General features: G+C 61.2%; 14 protein-coding genes. 3 read left to right on the top strand and 11 right to left on the bottom strand.

Translation table 11 applies throughout. The features are described from left to right. Positions 1–57: 57 nt before the first annotated feature. From AB4P90_RS18060 to copC, 8 genes are all read right to left on the bottom strand, one after another. Positions 58–1338, bottom strand: a complete 1281-nt coding sequence (locus AB4P90_RS18060; RefSeq protein WP_014719008.1) for a TRAP transporter large permease — start codon at positions 1336–1338, stop codon at positions 58–60. A gap of 1 nt (position 1339) precedes the next feature. After that, entirely contained in the window at positions 1340–1867 is a 528-nt protein-coding gene (locus AB4P90_RS18055; RefSeq protein ID WP_019818083.1) for a TRAP transporter small permease, read from the bottom strand. A gap of 65 nt (positions 1868–1932) precedes the next feature. After that, positions 1933–2895 (bottom strand): TRAP transporter substrate-binding protein, encoded by a 963-nt coding sequence (locus tag AB4P90_RS18050; RefSeq protein WP_014719006.1) that lies wholly within the window; start codon positions 2893–2895, stop codon positions 1933–1935. Between the two features lie 45 nt (positions 2896–2940). Continuing rightward, positions 2941–3816 (bottom strand): SMP-30/gluconolactonase/LRE family protein, encoded by an 876-nt coding sequence (locus tag AB4P90_RS18045; protein ID WP_014719005.1) that lies wholly within the window; start codon positions 3814–3816, stop codon positions 2941–2943. Between the two features lie 26 nt (positions 3817–3842). Beyond that, a complete protein-coding gene (locus AB4P90_RS18040; RefSeq protein ID WP_032903439.1) occupies positions 3843–4661 on the bottom strand; it encodes an NAD(P)-dependent oxidoreductase in 819 nt (272 codons plus the stop codon). Between the two features lie 230 nt (positions 4662–4891). Then, positions 4892–6154 carry an OprD family porin gene (locus AB4P90_RS18035; protein WP_014719003.1) on the bottom strand — a complete coding sequence of 421 codons (1263 nt, stop codon included), beginning with the start codon at positions 6152–6154 and terminating at the stop codon, positions 4892–4894. A gap of 261 nt (positions 6155–6415) precedes the next feature. After that, entirely contained in the window at positions 6416–7276 is an 861-nt protein-coding gene (copD, locus tag AB4P90_RS18030) for a copper homeostasis membrane protein CopD (RefSeq protein ID WP_395605209.1), read from the bottom strand. Positions 7277–7279: 3 nt separating this feature from the next. Further along, entirely contained in the window at positions 7280–7645 is a 366-nt protein-coding gene (gene copC / locus AB4P90_RS18025; RefSeq protein ID WP_014719001.1) for a copper homeostasis periplasmic binding protein CopC, read from the bottom strand. Between the two features lie 116 nt (positions 7646–7761). Here copC and AB4P90_RS18020 point away from each other — a divergent pair, with 116 nt between their 5' ends. After that, positions 7762–8382 carry a TetR/AcrR family transcriptional regulator gene (locus tag AB4P90_RS18020; protein ID WP_014719000.1) on the top strand — a complete coding sequence of 207 codons (621 nt, stop codon included), beginning with the start codon at positions 7762–7764 and terminating at the stop codon, positions 8380–8382. Positions 8383–8506: 124 nt separating this feature from the next. Here AB4P90_RS18020 and preA read toward each other — a convergent pair whose 3' ends face one another. The 3 genes from preA to hydA form a co-directional block, all read right to left on the bottom strand. Continuing rightward, entirely contained in the window at positions 8507–9781 is a 1275-nt protein-coding gene (preA, locus tag AB4P90_RS18015; RefSeq protein WP_014718999.1) for an NAD-dependent dihydropyrimidine dehydrogenase subunit PreA, read from the bottom strand. Next, positions 9781–11148, bottom strand: coding sequence for an NAD(P)-dependent oxidoreductase (locus tag AB4P90_RS18010; protein ID WP_166405436.1), 1368 nt, complete (start codon positions 11146–11148; stop codon positions 9781–9783). The genes preA and AB4P90_RS18010 overlap by 1 nt, the downstream gene beginning before the upstream one ends. A 105-nt stretch (positions 11149–11253) precedes the next feature. Next, positions 11254–12693 (bottom strand): dihydropyrimidinase, encoded by a 1440-nt coding sequence (gene hydA, locus AB4P90_RS18005; RefSeq protein ID WP_019818077.1) that lies wholly within the window; start codon positions 12691–12693, stop codon positions 11254–11256. Between the two features lie 594 nt (positions 12694–13287). Between hydA and AB4P90_RS18000 the strand changes: the two genes are divergently transcribed. Beyond that, the gene (locus AB4P90_RS18000) at positions 13288–14775 is read left to right on the top strand and encodes an NCS1 family nucleobase:cation symporter-1 (RefSeq protein WP_395605208.1); all 1488 of its coding nucleotides are present in this window, start codon (positions 13288–13290) and stop codon (positions 14773–14775) included. 147 nt (positions 14776–14922) lie between these two features. Then, entirely contained in the window at positions 14923–16206 is a 1284-nt protein-coding gene (locus tag AB4P90_RS17995; protein WP_395605207.1) for a Zn-dependent hydrolase, read from the top strand. Positions 16207–16218 lie beyond the last annotated feature (12 nt).

The raw sequence follows: 16218 nt of genomic DNA, 5'->3' as shown, positions 1-16218 counted from the left end.
CGCTATCGCAGGCAAGCCAGCTCCCACAGCTGCTCACTTTTGTTTCTGAAAGAAGGTTTACAGCACCAAGTGGGGCAACCACAGCGACAACGCCGGGATGTAGGTCACCGCAATCAGCACCAAGAACAACACCGCATAAAACGGCAGCAGTGCCTTCACGGTTTTCTCGATACTGGTCTTGCCCACCGCCGCACCAACGAACAGCACCGCGCCCACCGGCGGGGTAATCAGGCCGATACCCAGGTTCACCAGCATGATCATGCCAAAGTGCACCGGGTCGACGCCGATGCCCAGGATCACCGGCATCAGGATCGGCGTGAGGATCAGAATCAGCGGCGCCATGTCCATCACCGTGCCCAGCAACAACAGCATGACGTTGATGCACATCAGGATCACGTAGCGGTTGTCTGACAGGGTCAGGAACAGCGTGGTGATCTTCGCCGGGATCTGCATCAGGGTCATGATGTAGCCGAAGCTGGCGGCGAAGGCGATCAGAATCATCACGATGGAAATGGTGCGCACCGTGCGGTGCATCAGCTTGGGCAGCTCGCGCCATTTGTAGTCGCGGTAGATGAACATGGTCACGAAGAATGCCCACAACACCGCAATCGCCGCCGACTCGGTGGCGGTGAAGATGCCCGAGAGGATGCCGCCGAGGATGATCACCATGGCCATCAGGCCCCAGAGCGCATCGGCGGCGATCTTCAGCGCCTGCTTCAAGGGGATGACTTCGCCTTTGGGGTAGTCGCGCTTTTTCGCGAAGATCAGGCAGAGCACCATCAGGCACGCGCTCATCAACAAGCCTGGCACCACACCGGCCATGAACAGCGAGGCGATGGAGACCGTGCCGCCCGCCGCCAGGGAGTACAGCACCGAGTTATGGCTGGGCGGCGTCAGCAGCGCCTGCACCGAACCGCTGACGGTCACGGCGGTGGCGAATTCGCGCGGATAACCCCGCCGTTCCATTTCCGGAATCAGCACCGAGCCGACCGAGGCGGTATCGGCCACGGATGAGCCGGAAATCGCGCCAAAAAACGTCGAAGCCATGATGTTGACCAGGGACAACCCGCCACGCACAAAGCCCACCAGCACCCCGGCAAAGGCCACCAGGCGCCGCGACATACCGCCCTCGGCCATGATCGCCCCGGCCAGCACGAAGAACGGAATCGCCATCAGCGAAAACTTGTTCACCCCACCGGCAATCTGAATCATCAGGGCCTGGAACGGGATGTCGATCCACCACGCGCCAATCAGCGCCGACAGCCCCAACGCGTAGGCCACCGGCATGCCGATCAGAATCAATACAACAAAGCTGCCCAACAGAATCAATGCGTCCATATCAGGCGGCCCCTTCGTTTTCTTCAACCAAGTCGAAGCGCACCACCTTGCGGTTGCTCTGGTCACCGAACAGCAGCTTTTCGACCACGAACACCAGGGTCAGCACGCCGCCAATCGGGATCGGCATATAGGTGATGCCTACGCGCAGGGTAGGGATGGCGCTCATGAATTGGTTCCAGGTGGACAGGCACAGCTTGGTGCCCCAAATCGTCATGAACACGCAGATGGTGCCCATCAGCAGTTGCGAGAGGATGCCGACGAGGCGGCGTTGGACAGGCGGCAAGCGGTCAGTGATCATCGCCACCGACATGTGCGCGCCGGCACGGTAACTGGCAGCGGCGCCGATAAAGGTGAACACCAGCATCAGCAGGATGGCGGTGGGCTCCGGCCAGCTGGAACCGGTACCGAGGGCGTAGCGGGTGAAGATACCCCAGGGAATGATCAAGGCCACCCCCAGGACCGAAAGGCCGGCGACCCAGATACAGGTCATGTAAAGGCAGTCATTGAAGCGCAGCAGTAAAGTCTTCATGGCGTTCACCGTGACCGGGCGCGTCGATGCCGACCGCGCCGGGCCTTATGCAGGGGCAGGGGAGGTTATTGAACCGCGTCGATGCGCTTGATCATGTCCGCATACGGCGCACCGTACTTGGCACGCACCTGGGCGGTGGCCTCATAGAAGGGCTTTTTATCGACGGTGATGAACTCCACGCCGGCCTTCTTGAGTTTCTCTTCACTGCTGGCGGACTTGGCGTCCCAGAGCACGCGCTCATCGGCCTGGGCGGCCTTGGCAGCGGCCTTGACCATGTCCTGCTGGGCGGGGTCGAGCTTGTTCCAGGTGATTTTCGACATCACGATGGGTTCAGGCAGGATCAGGTGTTCGGTGAGGGTGTAGTACTTGGCGTTCTGAAAGTGGTTGTGTTCCAGCAAGGTCGGCGGATTGTTTTCCGCGCCGTCGATGACCCCGGTCTGCAGGGCGCTGAAGATCTCGCCGGTGTCCATGGCAATGCCGTTGGCGCCCATGGCGTTGAAGGCTTCGATGAAAATCGGGTTGCCTTGCACGCGGATCTTCATGCCCTTGAGGTCTTCGATCTTGCGCACCGGTTTCTTGGTATAGAGATTGCGCGTGCCGCCATCCATCCAGGCCAGGGCCACCAGGCCGAACTCGGAGTTGGTGATCTTGGCGAGGATCTCGTCGCCGATCTCGCCATCGATGACCTTGCGCATATGCGCCTGGTCGCGGAACACGAACGGCAGGTTGAACACGTTCACGTCAGGCACCACCGGGCCGACGATGCCGAGGCTGACGCGGGTCATTTGCACGGCGCCGACCTGGGCCTGTTCGACCACTTCCTTCTCGGAGCCCAGCACACCGCCGGGGAAGTACTTGAAGGTCAGCTCGCCGTTACTCGCCTTGGTCAGGGCCTTGCCCATGTTCTCTTCGGCGACCACGGTGGGGTAGCCAGCGGGGTGGATGTCGGCGAACTTGATTTCCAGCGCGTGGGCGGCGCTGCTGAGGGTGAAGATTGCAGCGGCGAGCAAGGTGCGTTTGAAGTCCATGGAAGTCACTCCTGTCTTGTTATTGTTGTATTCAAGGCACAGCGATTAAACGATGAAGCGGGGTTCGGGCAGCCCTTGGACGCCGGGGTTGAGGGCGAACACGCCACCAGACAGCGACTGCTCACTCGGGTCGTCACGGATGGAAGTGACGTACAAGGTGTCCAGGCGGCTGCCACCGAAGGCGCACATGGTGGGTTTTTTCACGGGCACGCTCAGGGAGCGGTCCAGTCGGCCGTCGGGGCTGAAACGGTGAATCAGTCCGGCGTCGTTGGCGCAGATCCAGTAGCCGCCCTCGGCGTCCACGGCTGCACCGTCGGGCCGCCCGGGGAAGTCGTTCATATCAACGAACAGGCGGCGATTGGACGGTGTGCCGGTCTCGATGTCGTAGTCGAACGCCCAGACCTTTTGCACCTTCGGGTGCGAATCGGAAGCGTACATCGTGCGGCCATCGGGGCTGAAGGCCAGGCCGTTGAGGGTGATGAACCCGTCCAGTTGCGCGTGGGGCGTAGCCCCGGACCCATAGCGATAAAGGACACCATCGGCGGCGTTCAAGCCCATGTCCAGCACCATGCTGCCGGCCCAGAAACGGCCCTGGCGATCGCAGCGGCCATCGTTCAAACGCATGTCCTTGCGCGAATGCTCGAGGCTGGCCAGCGGCACGGTGTCGAGGCTGCCGTCGTTGTGGGGCGTGAGTTGGAAGAAGCCGGTTTGCATGCCGGCGACCCAATTGCCTGCTTGAGTGCGCGCAATACAGGCGAGCATCTCTGGGGCTTTCCACGCTGCCAGATGGCCGGTGGCGGCGTTCCAGCGTTGCAAGCCACCGTTGGGGATATCCACCCAATACAGCGCGTTTTCTTCAGGCACCCACACCGGGCATTCGCCCACGGCATTGCGGGCATCGACAATCAATTCAGCAGTCATGGTCATTCCCTTGGGTTGCTGGGCACTCAGTCACCGAACGGCCCCGCCGCGCAGAACGCACCACCCTGATAGACCTTGGCCGGGTCATCGGCGGCCACGGGCGGCTGGGCTTCGACCTGGGCGCGGAACACCTCGGAGCTGTCCTTGGGGGCAAAGCCCAGGTGCGCGGCGTAGCGGTTGTCCCACCAGGTATCGAGGTTGGCCGACATGCCGTACACCACGGTATGGCCGACGTTGGGCGTGTACAGCGCGCGTTCGAGCAGTTGGGTCAGGTCGTCGAAACTCAGCCAGGTGTGCATCATCCGGCGGTTCTGCGGTTGCGGGAACGAGGAGCCGATACGGATGCTCACGGTCTCGATGCCGTAGCGGTCGAAGTAGAAACTGGCCATGTCTTCGCCGTAGGACTTGGACAGGCCGTAGTAACTGTCCGGGCGGCGCGGGGAGTGGGCGTCAAGTTGCTCGCCCTGTTTGTAGAAACCGATCACGTGATTGGAACTGGCGAAGATCACCCGCTTGACCCCGTGGCGGCGGGCGGCTTCGTAGATATGGAACACGCCACTGATATTCGCGCCCAGTACTTCTTCGAACGAGCGCTCCACTGACACGCCGCCAAAGTGCAGGATGGCGTCGACGCCCTCTACCAACTGATGCACGGCGTGTTTGTCGGCCAGGTCGCAGGTGTGTACCTCTTCGCGAGCATCGGTGGCGGGGGCCATTTCAGCGATATCCGAAAGGCGCAGCACCTGGGCATAAGGACGCATGCGTTCGCGCAGGACTTTGCCCAGGCCGCCGGCGGCACCAGTTAGCAACAGACGGTTGAAGGGAGCGGGGGTGGTGGTGGTCATGGGCCTTCCAGATTTTTGTTGTAGGTTGTCGTATGACTATGGGGAAATAGTGTTAGGGATTCCTGGTGTTGTCAACGTCCTTCCAGGCACATGAGATCAAAGGTGGGAGCTGGCTTGCCTGCGATAGCGGTGAGTATGAAAAGGATGTGGTAACTGACCCACCGCTATCGCAGGCAAGCCAGCTCCCACATGGATAGGTGGCACCTTAGAGATCGGATTTGCCTTTGGAGCTACAACAACGAAATCGGATAGCTGATAAAAATCCGGTTCTCGTCGAACTCGTTATTGCTGAAATCCCGGCGCATGGTCGAGTTGCGCCACTTCACATTGAGGTTCTTCAGCGCACCGCTCTGCACCGTGTAGGCCAACTCCGACTCACGTCCCCACTCCTTGCCGTCGGTGATCGCTCCGGTGTGTACATTGCTGCCGCTGATATAGCGGTTCATCAGGGTGAGCCCTGGAACGCCGAGCACCACAAAGTTGAAGTCGTGGCGCACCTGCCAGGACTTTTCCTTGGCGTTGTCGTAGCTGGCGTTGTAGCTGTCGTTGGCCAGGGTGCCGCCACTGGTGCCGTTGATGCGCATCCAGGCGCTGTCGCCGCTGAGTTTTTGCAGGCCAACGTAGAAGGTGTGGCCGTTGTATTTGGCCGAGAGCAGAGCGAACAGGGTCTTGTTATCGAGGTCGCCGGCCAGGGCGCTGCCGTCTTCCTTGCCGTTGAAGAACCCGAGGTTGGCGCCCAGAGTCCAGTCGCCCAGCGGCTGGCTGTGGGTGAGGTTGAGGTACTGCTGTTGGTAGATATCAGTCAGTTCGGCGTACCACAGGCCGACCTGGGTACGTTTGTCGTTGAAGGTGTATTCGCCGCCGCCGAAGTTGAAACGGTCCGAAGTGAACGCGGCTTTGCCGTTCATGAACATGTCTTCCATGCTCGCGTCGTTGCGTGGGCTGTTGCCGCGAAACTGGCCACCGTAGAGCGTCAGGCCGGCGATTTCATTGGAGGTGACCTGGCCGCCACGAAAGGTCTGGGGCAGGGAGCGGCCATCATCGGAACGCAGGATCGGCAGCACCGGCATCCATTCGCCAACCTTCAACTCGGTCTTCGACAGCCTGGTTTTCAGCGCGACACCCAGACGCCCGAAATTGTCGGCGGGGCGGCCATCGTCATGCACCGGCAACAGTTGGGTGCCGGCGGTGCCTTTGCCGCCATCAAGCTTTTGCGAATACAGGCCCAGCACGTCAATCCCGAAACCGACCGTGCCCTGGGTAAAGCCGGACTTGGCATCAAGGATAAAATTCTGCGTCCACTCTTCGGCCTTGCCCTGGGGGTTGGTCGGGTTGGTGAAGTTGCGATTGAAGTAGGCATTACGCAGGTTGAGCGTGGCCTTGGCGTCGTCGATAAAACCTTCGGCGTTGACGCCCAGCGGCAGGGTGACGGCCAGGCTGCCGAGACCGAGAAGGCCCAGGCGCGTGCAAGAATGACGGGCGGATTGACTCACAGTGAGGCTCCCTTTGTTTTGTTGTTTTTATTATTTGTTATACGTTGTCGTACAACATTGAGCGCGATATTTGCGGGGTTTTGAGGGCGTGTCAAGCAGAAGTTATACGATGACTTGGGTGAAACGATTCAACTGATGGGGCACGGTCAGTGTGGGAGCTGGCTTGCCTGCGATGGCGGCGAATCAGACAGTATGCAGTCACTGATCCACCGCCATCGCAGGCAAGCCAGCTCCCACATTGATTGCATTGCACAAGACTTTTCAGCCAGCCATGACCATCGGCGGCAGGGTGCCAAGCAGGGAAACTGCCGCCACGGCTGCAAGGCCCAGCAGCCACTCCATCATCACACTGGCTCTCAAACTGCCCAGGCGCTGTTCGCAGCGCTTGATACGCAACCGGTTCAACAGCGCCAACCCGAGCATGCCCAGCACCAGCCCCACCTTGATCAGCAGGATCAAGGCGAAGCCCTCGAACAGCGGAGTGGGCCACAGTTGCCCGGTGAGCACGCGCACGTTGATCAGACCGGTTACCAGCAGGCCACCGACCAGGCCATAGCCCACACCACTGAAGCGATGCAGAATCGGTTCCAAGCGCTGGTCATGCGCCTGCCGGAGGATCAGCACCAACACCAGCAACCCCCCGAGCCAGGCCCCCACGCACAGCAGGTGCACCACCTGGTTAAGGATCAGCAGCCGCCCACTCAGCCCGTCGAGCATGGCGCCGTGGCCTACCGGGGCCAGGGTCGCCAGCAGCAGGGCGAGCAGCGGCAAGCGCAAGGCCGGCCAGGGCTTGATCAGCACGATCACCAGCAGCAGGTTAAACAGCAGATGCCAGGTCCATACCTGGCCAAAAAAGGTTTTGCCCAGCACCAACTGCACCGTGGCCGGTTGCAGCGCCGAGTCCCAACTGCCAGCCATGCTGGCGGTGATCAACAGCAGCCACGCAACCCCGGTGAGCAGCCCCAGGCTGGCCAGGCCACGGGTGATGCGCAGCAATTGCCGGTCCAGTGTCGGCTGCACGACGTGAGCGCCGAGCAGCCAGGGCCTGAACACCCAGGCCCCGAACATCAGCAACACGACGCAAAAGTGCAGGAAGCGGCACAGCACCAGCAGGGTTGCCATGGGTTATTGGCCGACCTTGAAGCTGTAAGTGCCTTCGCTTTTGTGAGTGTCGACGGACACCGCATGCCATTCGACCTTATACGTGCCGCTTGCCAGCGGAGCGGCAGGCGTGACCACCAGGGTTTTCTTGTCGGCGTCCGGGGTTTCCAGGCCCTTGATGGCAATTTCGGTGCCGTCCTTGCTCAGGGAGACCTTGGTAAAGGTGGCTTCGACGCCTTCGCTGAAGGTCAGGCGCAGGTCTGTGGGGGCGGCGACGCGGCTGTCAGCCGCAGGTTGCGCGCTCTTGAGGTGGGCGTGGGCAAACGCGGCAGAAGCGCCCAGCAGGGCAGTGAACAGGACAGCAGCGGTCAGGGACTTCTTGAGCAACATTGTTCAACACCGATCAGAGGATAGGAGCCGGCAGTGTACGAAGTTTCGGCTTGGCCTGTCGCCCCGATCTAGAGCCGGTGGTAGTCTTTAGGCCGTGTTGTTGTCAGGGAGCCCTTATGGGCAATCACAAGATCGGAATTCGTCGGGTCAACGTCGAGAAAATCCTGCTGGCGGCGGAGAAGGTCTTCGCCAACAAAGGCTATGGCAGCACCGCCATGGCCGACATCGCCGAAGAAGCGCAACTGCCGCGCTCCAACCTGCATTACTACTTCACCACCAAGAGCGAGCTGTACAGCGCGGTGCTGTTCGACCTGCTGGAATTGTGGAAGCAGGACGCCCTGAGCTTTGAAACCTTCGACGACCCTCGGGTAGTGCTCAGCAGCTACATCCGCGCCAAGATGCAGCGCTCGCGCACGCGCCCGTATGGCTCCAAGGTCTGGGCCAATGAAATCATCCACGGCGCGCCCACACTCGGCGAGGCCCTGGATGAAAGCCTGTACGACTGGGCCAAGATGAAGGAAGCGAAGATTCGCCAATGGGTGCAAGACAAACGCATCCTGCCGGTGGAGCCCTCGAGCCTGCTGTACATGATCTGGGCCTCGACCCAGCACTATGCCGACTTCGACCACCAAGTGAAGATTTTGAATGATCACCAGCCGTTGTCGGACAGGCAGTTCGAGAAGGCGATACAGACGGTGACCGGTGTGATTTTGCGCGGGATTGGCTTGGAACCCTGAGCTGATCGTTCCCACGCTCCGCGTGGGAATGCCGCCCTGGACGCTCTGCGTCCGCTCTTGCCAGGGTGACGCGGAGCGTCACAGGATGCGTTCCCACGTGGAGCGTGGGAACGAGGGGCAAGGGTTACACCGCTTCGCGGTAAGGATTGCGCGGGTCCTGCGTCCAGTTCAAAAACGGCTTGCCGTTATCGATCGGCACCATCTCGATGCAGCCGGCCACCGGGCAGGTGATCTGGCACAGGTTGCAGCCCACGCACTCATCGTCGATCACCTCATACAGATGCGTGCCATCAGCCTGCTTCAAGCTGGCAATGGCCTGGTGCGAGGTGTCCTCGCAGGCAATATGGCAACGCCCACAGCCAATGCACGCCGCTTGATCAATCTTGGCGATGACCTGGTAGTTGATGTCCAGGTACTTCCAGTCCGTGGTATTGCCCACCGCCCGCCCGGAAAACGCCTGCAGGTTGGCATGGCCCTGGCTGTCCATCCAGCGCGACAAGCCGTCCTTCATCTCTTCAACGATGCGAAACCCATGCAGCATCGCCGCCGTGCACACCTGCACCGCGCCGCAGCCCAGGGCGACGAATTCCGCGGCGTCGCGCCAGGTACCGATGCCGCCGATGCCGCAGATCGGCAGGCCGTTGGTCTGTGGGTCCCGGGCGATTTCGGCGACCATGTTCAATGCAATCGGCTTCACCGCCGAGCCGCAGTAACCGCCATGAGTACTCTGGGTGCCGACCACCGGCAGCGCGACCATGCGTTCCAGGTCCACGCTGGTGATGGAGTTGATGGTGTTGATCAGCGACACCGCATCGGCGCCACCGCGATAGGCCGCTCGCGCCGCCACGCGGATGTCGGTGATGTTCGGCGTGAGTTTGACGATCACCGGCAGCGAGCAATAGGTCTTGCACCAGCGCGTCACTTGCTCCACGTACTCCGGCACCTGGCCGACGGCGGCGCCCATGCCCCGTTCGGGCATGCCGTGAGGGCAGCCGAAGTTCAGCTCGATGCCGTCGCAGCCGGTCGCCTCCACCAAGGGCAGGATGTTTTTCCAGGACGCTTCGACACAAGGCACCATCAGCGAGACGATCAGCGCGCGGTCCGGCCAGTCCTTTTTCACCTGGGTGATTTCCCGCAAGTTGATCTCCAGGGAGCGGTCGGTGATCAGTTCGATATTGTTGATGCCCAGCACTTCGCGGTTGGCGCCATAGTGCGCGGAGTAACGCGACGACACGTTCACCGCCGCCGGATCTTCCCCCAGGGTTTTCCACACGACGCCACCCCAGCCGGCCTCGAAGGCGCGCACTACGTTGTAGGCTTTGTCGGTGGGCGGCGCGGAAGCCAGCCAGAACGGATTGGGCGCTTTGATTCCGGCGAATACAATCGAGAGATCGGCCATTACGCAGCCTCCACAGTCAGCATGAGTTGGGCATGCATGGCTTCGGCGGCCCGCTTGCCATGTTGTACTGCCTGGACGGTGAGGTCCTGGCCGAGGCTGACGCAGTCGCCGCCGGCATACACCCCAGGGATGCTGGTGCGCAGTTGCTCATCGACGAAGATGCGCTCGCCGACGCGGTGCAGCTGCTGGGCCAGCGGGTCGTGCAGGGCGTCGTTGTCGAAGCCTTGCCCGATCGCCTTGAAGATCGCATCGGCGGCCAGTTCGAAGGTTTCCCCGGTAGGCAGCAGGCGACCGTTCTCCAGGCGGGTGCGGGCAAAGCGCATGCCGCGTACGCGGCCTTGGTCGTCGAGTAACACCTCGTCGGGTTGGGCCCAGGTCAACAGCCGGACTTGATTGGCCTTGGCGATGTCCTGTTCGTGGTGGGTTGCGCCCATGTCGGCCAGACCACGGCGGTACACCAGGTTGACATCGCGGGCACCGAGGCGGGCCATCTGCACGGCCATGTCGATGGCGGTGTTGCCGGCGCCGAGCACGATGCAGCGGTCGGCCAGGGGCAGTTGGGTGAGGTCGTCGGCCTGGCGCAGTTCGCGGATATAGTCGGTGGCGGCGAGCAGGCCGGGGGCGTCCTCAAAGGGCAGGCCCAGCTGTTTGCTGGCAGCGAGCCCCAGGCCGAGGAACACCGAATCGAACTGCTGGTGCAGTTCGCTCAAGGTCAGGTTGTCACCCAGGCGCTGGCCGTGGCGAACCTCGATGCCGCCAATCTGCAGGAGGAAATCCAGTTCCTTCTGGGCGAAGTCGTCCACCAGTTTGTATTTGGCGATTCCGTATTCATTCAGGCCGCCGGCTTTTTCCCGCGCCTCGAATATCACCACGTCATGACCGTGCAAGGCGGCGCGGTGAGCGCAGGCCAAACCGGCAGGCCCGGCGCCGACCACAGCGATACGCTTGCCGGTGGACGCGGCGCGTTGGAACGGGTGTTCGCTGAAGTGCGCGTTGTCGATGGCGTAGCGTTGCAGCAGGCCGATCAGCACAGGGGCGCATTCTTCGGCGTTATTGCGTACGCACGCTTGCTGGCAAAGGATTTCCGTCGGGCACACCCGTGCGCAACTACCACCGAGGATGTTGGCCGAGAGGATTTTTTGCGCGGCCCCCTGCACGTTTTCGGTGTGGATATTGCGGATGAACGAGGGGATATCGATCTCGCTGGGGCACGCATTCACACAAGGCGCGTCGTAGCAGTACAGGCAGCGCGAGGCTTCCAGTTGGGCCTGGCGTGCGTTGAGGGGCGGTGCCAGGTCTGTGAACTGGCTGGCGAGGGTGGCCCCGTCTTCGCGGGGGTGGGGGAGGTGGGTCAGGGTCTGGATCACGGTGTTGGCCTCACGGTTATTGAGGTGCTGCCTCTGATGGGCGATCATTCCCACGCTCTGCGTGGGAATGCCTCACTGGACGCTCCGCGTCCGCTTTTTTTGGACTCAGCGGTTCACAGCCACTGGCTTGCAAAGCGCTGCCCGCTTGCTCAACTGCTCGAACACCGACGGATACGCCGGCCGCTCCACATATCGTCCGGCCCCTCGCTCGGCGCGCAGGTCACCATCGGCCCACACCAGCTTGCCCTGGCTGATGGTGTGGCTGGGCACGCCGCGCACGGTCTTGCCTTCGAAGATGTTGAAGTCCACCTGCTGATGGTGGGTCTTGGCGGAAATGGTCCGCGTGCCCTCGGGGTCCCATAGCACCAGGTCGGCATCGGCGCCCACGCGTATCGCGCCTTTACGGGGGTAGAGGTTGAAAATCTTCGCGGTGTTGGTGGAGGTCAGCGCGACAAATTCTTGCATCGATAAACGCCCGGTATTGACCCCTTCGTGCCACAGCAGCGCCATGCGGTCTTCAATGCCGGCGGTGCCGTTGGGAATCTTGCTGAAGTCGTCACGCCCGGCGGCTTTTTGCTCGGCGCAGAAACAGCAGTGGTCGGTGGCGGTGGTGTGCAGGTTGCCCGCTTGCAGGCCGTGCCACAGCGCCTCTTGATGCCCGCGTGGGCGGAATGGCGGGCTCATTACATAGCCGGCGGCGGTCTGCCAGTCGGGGTGCTGGTACACACTGTCATCGAGCAACAGGTGGCCGGCGAGCACTTCACCGTACACCGCCTGGCCTTTGCCTCGGGCATAGGTGATTTCATCCAGGGCTTCTTTCGTCGACACATGCACCAGGTACAGCGGCGTGCCGATGGTCTCGGCAATCCGGATGGCACGGCTGGCCGCTTCGCCTTCCACCTGGGACGGGCGCGACAGCGGATGGGCTTCCGGCCCGGTGATGCCCTGGGCCATCAGTTTGCGTTGCAGGTGATACACCAGCTCGCCATTTTCGGCATGCACGGTGGGCACGGCGCCGAGTTCCAGGCAGCGTTCGAAACTGGCGACCAAGGTGTCATCGGCCGCCATGATCGCGTTCTTGTAAGCCATGAAATGCTTGAAGCTGTTGATGCCGTGATGGCTGACCAACTCGGCCATTTCCTCACGTACCTGCTCACTCCACCAAGTGATCGCTACGTGAAACCCGTAGTCGGCGGCGGACTTTTCGGCCCAGCCGCGCCACTGGTGGAAAGCTTCCATCAGCGATTGCTGCGGGTTGGGAATCACGAAGTCGATGATCGACGTGGTACCACCGGCCAAGCCTGCCGCCGTGCCACTGAAAAAGTCTTCACTGGCCACCGTGCCCATGAAGGGCAGTTGCATATGGGTATGGGGGTCGATGCCGCCCGGCATCAAGTATTGGCCGCTGCCATCGAGTATTTCAGTGCCTGCGGGAATATCCAGATTCGTGCCAATGGCGCGAATTAGACCCTCTGCACATAACACATCGGCGCGGTAACTTTCATCATGGGTAATAACGGTGGCGCCACGGATCAACAGCGACATGTCGAGTTCCTCACAGGCTTGACCGGCTTGTGCCAGTTCTAAGTGTTGTAATACTGCGCACCGAGGGTCGGTTAATTCCTGTCATCGGTGACAGGAATAGAAACTAGCCCGAGTTTTTCGAATGAGCAAGCAGATTTTTCGCAAACTTTTGTGTGTTTCATCTTGTTGATATTTATAAGAAAAATCCTATTTTCACCAAAATGAAGCATGCCCACCCTGTTTTGACGCACTTGACAGGTTCTTGATCTGATCAATATTTCTTATTGCAAATCAGGCGCTTGAGATATGCCGCTTGACGCCGTCGAGAAATAAAAATAATTGTGATGCACCAGATTGAGACCTGAAGGTTCTGGCAACTTGCGTATTGTTTAGCCTGACGCATGCGGCAAGTACTGCAGGTTCAATTGGAAAGCTGATAAACATCAGCACGTTATATAAGCGGTGCGGGTTCAGAGACGGTTGTCGGCACGGTTATTGAGTGCACGGGCAGTTGGCCGGAACCCTGGATGTCATGTTGTCGATGCGGTACTCCGGCCACCTGAACCTAGCGTGCAGGTGAGCAACAATAATTTTAAAAAAAACCGTGGAGCGGCCATGCAACAGAACAGATCGCAAGTCATCGAGCGCAACGGCCTGTACGAACTCGACGCCGGCCTCGACGTCCTCGACAGCCCTCGCTACAACCACGATATGGCACCTACCAAAGTACACGAGCGCACCTGGAACAAATGGCACATCACGGCGCTGTGGGTCGGCATGTCGATCTGCGTGCCCACCTACACCCTGGGCGGGGTGCTCACGGCGTATTTCGGGCTGTCGGTGGGGGAGGCGCTGATGGCGATCCTGCTGGCCAATATCGTGGTGTTGATCCCGCTGACCCTCAACGCGTTTCCCGGCACCAAGTACGGCATTCCGTTTCCGGTGCTGTTGCGTTCGTCCTTTGGCATCCTCGGCTCCAACGTACCGTGCCTGATCCGCGCGCTGGTGGCCTGCGGCTGGTTTGGTATCCAGACGATGTTCGGCGGGCTGGCGATCCACCTGTTCCTGGGCTCGATTTTCGACGGCTGGAAAGCCCTCGGCGGTACCGGAGAGGTGATCGGTTTCATGCTGTTCTGGTGCTTGAATCTGTGGGTGGTGCTGCGTGGCGCCGAGTCGATCAAGCGCCTGGAAACCTTGTCGGCGCCGTTGTTGGTGGCGGTGGGGGTTGGGCTGCTGGTATGGGCGATGCCCAACGTGTCCCTCAGCGAGTTGATGGCGATCCCACCCAAGCGCCCCGAAGGCGCCAGCCTCACCGGTTACTTCATGGCGGGGCTCACGGCGATGGTGGGTTTCTGGGCCACATTGTCATTGAACATTCCGGATTTCAGCCGCTACGCCAAGAGCCAGAAAGACCAGATTCTGGGGCAGATTTTCGGCTTGCCGCTGACCATGTTCCTGTTCGCCGCCCTCGGCGTGGTGATGACCGCCGCCTCGGTGAAACTGGTGGGGGTGAGCGTCTCCGACCCGGTGAGCCTGATCGGGCATATCCAGAGCCCGGTGTGGGTGGCCATCGCCATGGCGCTGATCATCGTCGCGACCTTGTCCACCAATACCGCGGCGAACATCGTCTCGCCCACCAACGACTTCCAGAACATTGCGCCCAAGCTGATCAACCGCACCACGGCGGTGATCCTCACCGGCCTGGTAGGGCTGGCGCTGATGGCCCATGAACTGCTGAAAAAACTCGGGCTGATCGTCTCGGACGTGAGTCTTGAAACCGTGTATTCCAATTGGCTGCTGGGTTATTCAAGCCTGCTGGGGCCGATTGCCGGGATCATGGTGGTGGACTATTTCATCACCCGCAGACAACAGTTGGACCTGGCCGGCCTGTACCGCGACGACGTGTACCCGGCCTGGAACTGGAGCGGCTTTATCGCCTTTGGCGTACCGGTGGTGCTGACGCTGCTGTCGCTGGGCAGCGATGCGTTCAGCTGGTTCTACAGCTACGGCTGGTTTACCGGTTCGGCGTTGGGCGGGGTGTTGTATTACGGCTTGAACGCCAAGCGCGGGGCGAGCCCGATCACCGCCAAGGCGCCGTTGTAAACCACGGTCGAGGTGGGAGCTGGCTTGCCTGCGATAGCGGACTATCAGTTAAAACCGTGTCGCCTGACACACCGCCATCGCAGGCAAGCCAGCTCCCACAGTTGACCGCGTCAATTCATAAGAACCTGTAGCCTGAGGAGACCCCCCATGAACGCTGCCCTCGACGTTCTGCAATCGCCCCATCAGCACATCAATCGCGACCGTCTGTGGCAGTCGCTGATGGACCTGGCCAAACTCGGCGCCACGCCCAAGGGCGGTGTGTGTCGCCTGGCCCTCACCGACCTCGACCGCAAGGCTCGCGACCTCTTCGTGCAGTGGTGTGAAGCGGCGGGTTGCACCGTGACCGTCGACGGCATCGGCAATATCTTTGCGCGCCGCCCCGGTCGCAATCCCGACCTGCCACCGGTAATGACCGGCAGCCATATCGACACCCAGCCCACCGGCGGCAAGTTCGACGGTTGCTTCGGCGTGCTGGCCGGTGTGGAAGTGCTGCGCACCCTCAACGACCTCCAGGTGGAAACCGAGGCACCGCTGGAAGTGGTGGTGTGGACCAACGAAGAAGGCTCGCGCTTCCCGCCGTGCATGATGGGCTCAGGGGTGTTTGCCGAGAAGTTCACCCTGGCCGATACCCTGGCCAAGGTCGATGCGGACGGCGTCAGCGTGGAGGAGGCGTTGAACGCGATTGGCTATGCGGGAACGCGGCCGGTCAGCGGGCATAAGGTCGGCGCGTATTTCGAGGCCCATATCGAACAAGGGCCGATTCTGGAGGATGAACACAAAACCATCGGCGTGGTGCTCGGCGCCCTCGGGCAAAAGTGGTTCGACCTGAAGCTGCGCGGTGTTGAGGCCCATGCCGGCCCTACACCCATGCACTTGCGCAAGGACGCCCTGGTCGGCGCGGCAGCGGTGGTGGCCGCCGTGAACGCGGCGGCGTTGGCGCACCAGCCCCATGCATGCGGCACGGTGGGGTGCCTGCAAGCGTATCCGGGATCGCGCAACGTGATTCCCGGTGAAGTGCGCATGACTCTGGATTTTCGTCATCTTGAACCGGCGCGGCTGGATTCGATGATTGCCCAGGTGCGTCAGGTGATCGAAGACACCTGCGCCAAACATGGCTTGAGTTTCGACATGCAGCCTACGGCGGACTTCCCGCCGCTGTACTTCGACAAAAGCTGCGTGGAGGCGGTGCGCAATGCCGCCAATGGCTTGGGCTTGTCGAACCTGGACATCGTCAGCGGGGCAGGGCACGACGCGATCTTCGTCGCTGAGCTTGGCCCGGCGGGGATGATCTTTGTGCCGTGTGAAGGCGGCATCAGCCATAACGAAATCGAAAATGCCGCGCCGGATGACCTGGCGGCGGGGTGTGCGGTGTTGTTGCGGGCGATGGTGGCCGCTTCAGCGGCCATCGCCAGCGGCCAGCTCGCGGCCTGATCGTTCCCACGC

Origin of the sequence: Pseudomonas sp. B16120, assembly GCF_044218845.1 — a bacterium.
GTDB classification, from domain to species: Bacteria; Pseudomonadota; Gammaproteobacteria; order Pseudomonadales; family Pseudomonadaceae; genus Aquipseudomonas; species Aquipseudomonas paracarnis.
This window is presented reverse-complemented; position numbering and strand designations above follow the sequence as displayed.

Bases quoted from the DNA above. Each gene is read 5' to 3' on its own strand.
- AB4P90_RS18020 (WP_014719000.1), top strand. From the start codon at position 7,762: ATGGGCAATCACAAGATCGGAATTCGTCGGGTCAACGTCGAGAAAATC.
- hydA (WP_019818077.1), bottom strand. From the start codon at position 12,693: ATGTCGCTGTTGATCCGTGGCGCCACCGTTATTACCCATGATGAAAGT.
- AB4P90_RS18055 (WP_019818083.1), bottom strand. From the start codon at position 1,867: ATGAAGACTTTACTGCTGCGCTTCAATGACTGCCTTTACATGACCTGT.
- copD (WP_395605209.1), bottom strand. From the start codon at position 7,276: ATGGCAACCCTGCTGGTGCTGTGCCGCTTCCTGCACTTTTGCGTCGTG.
- preA (WP_014718999.1), bottom strand. From the start codon at position 9,781: ATGGCCGATCTCTCGATTGTATTCGCCGGAATCAAAGCGCCCAATCCG.
- AB4P90_RS18000 (WP_395605208.1), top strand. From the start codon at position 13,288: ATGCAACAGAACAGATCGCAAGTCATCGAGCGCAACGGCCTGTACGAA.
- AB4P90_RS18060 (WP_014719008.1), bottom strand. From the start codon at position 1,338: ATGGACGCATTGATTCTGTTGGGCAGCTTTGTTGTATTGATTCTGATC.
- AB4P90_RS18040 (WP_032903439.1), bottom strand. From the start codon at position 4,661: ATGACCACCACCACCCCCGCTCCCTTCAACCGTCTGTTGCTAACTGGT.
- AB4P90_RS18045 (WP_014719005.1), bottom strand. From the start codon at position 3,816: ATGACTGCTGAATTGATTGTCGATGCCCGCAATGCCGTGGGCGAATGC.
- AB4P90_RS17995 (WP_395605207.1), top strand. From the start codon at position 14,923: ATGAACGCTGCCCTCGACGTTCTGCAATCGCCCCATCAGCACATCAAT.
- copC (WP_014719001.1), bottom strand. From the start codon at position 7,645: ATGTTGCTCAAGAAGTCCCTGACCGCTGCTGTCCTGTTCACTGCCCTG.
- AB4P90_RS18050 (WP_014719006.1), bottom strand. From the start codon at position 2,895: ATGGACTTCAAACGCACCTTGCTCGCCGCTGCAATCTTCACCCTCAGC.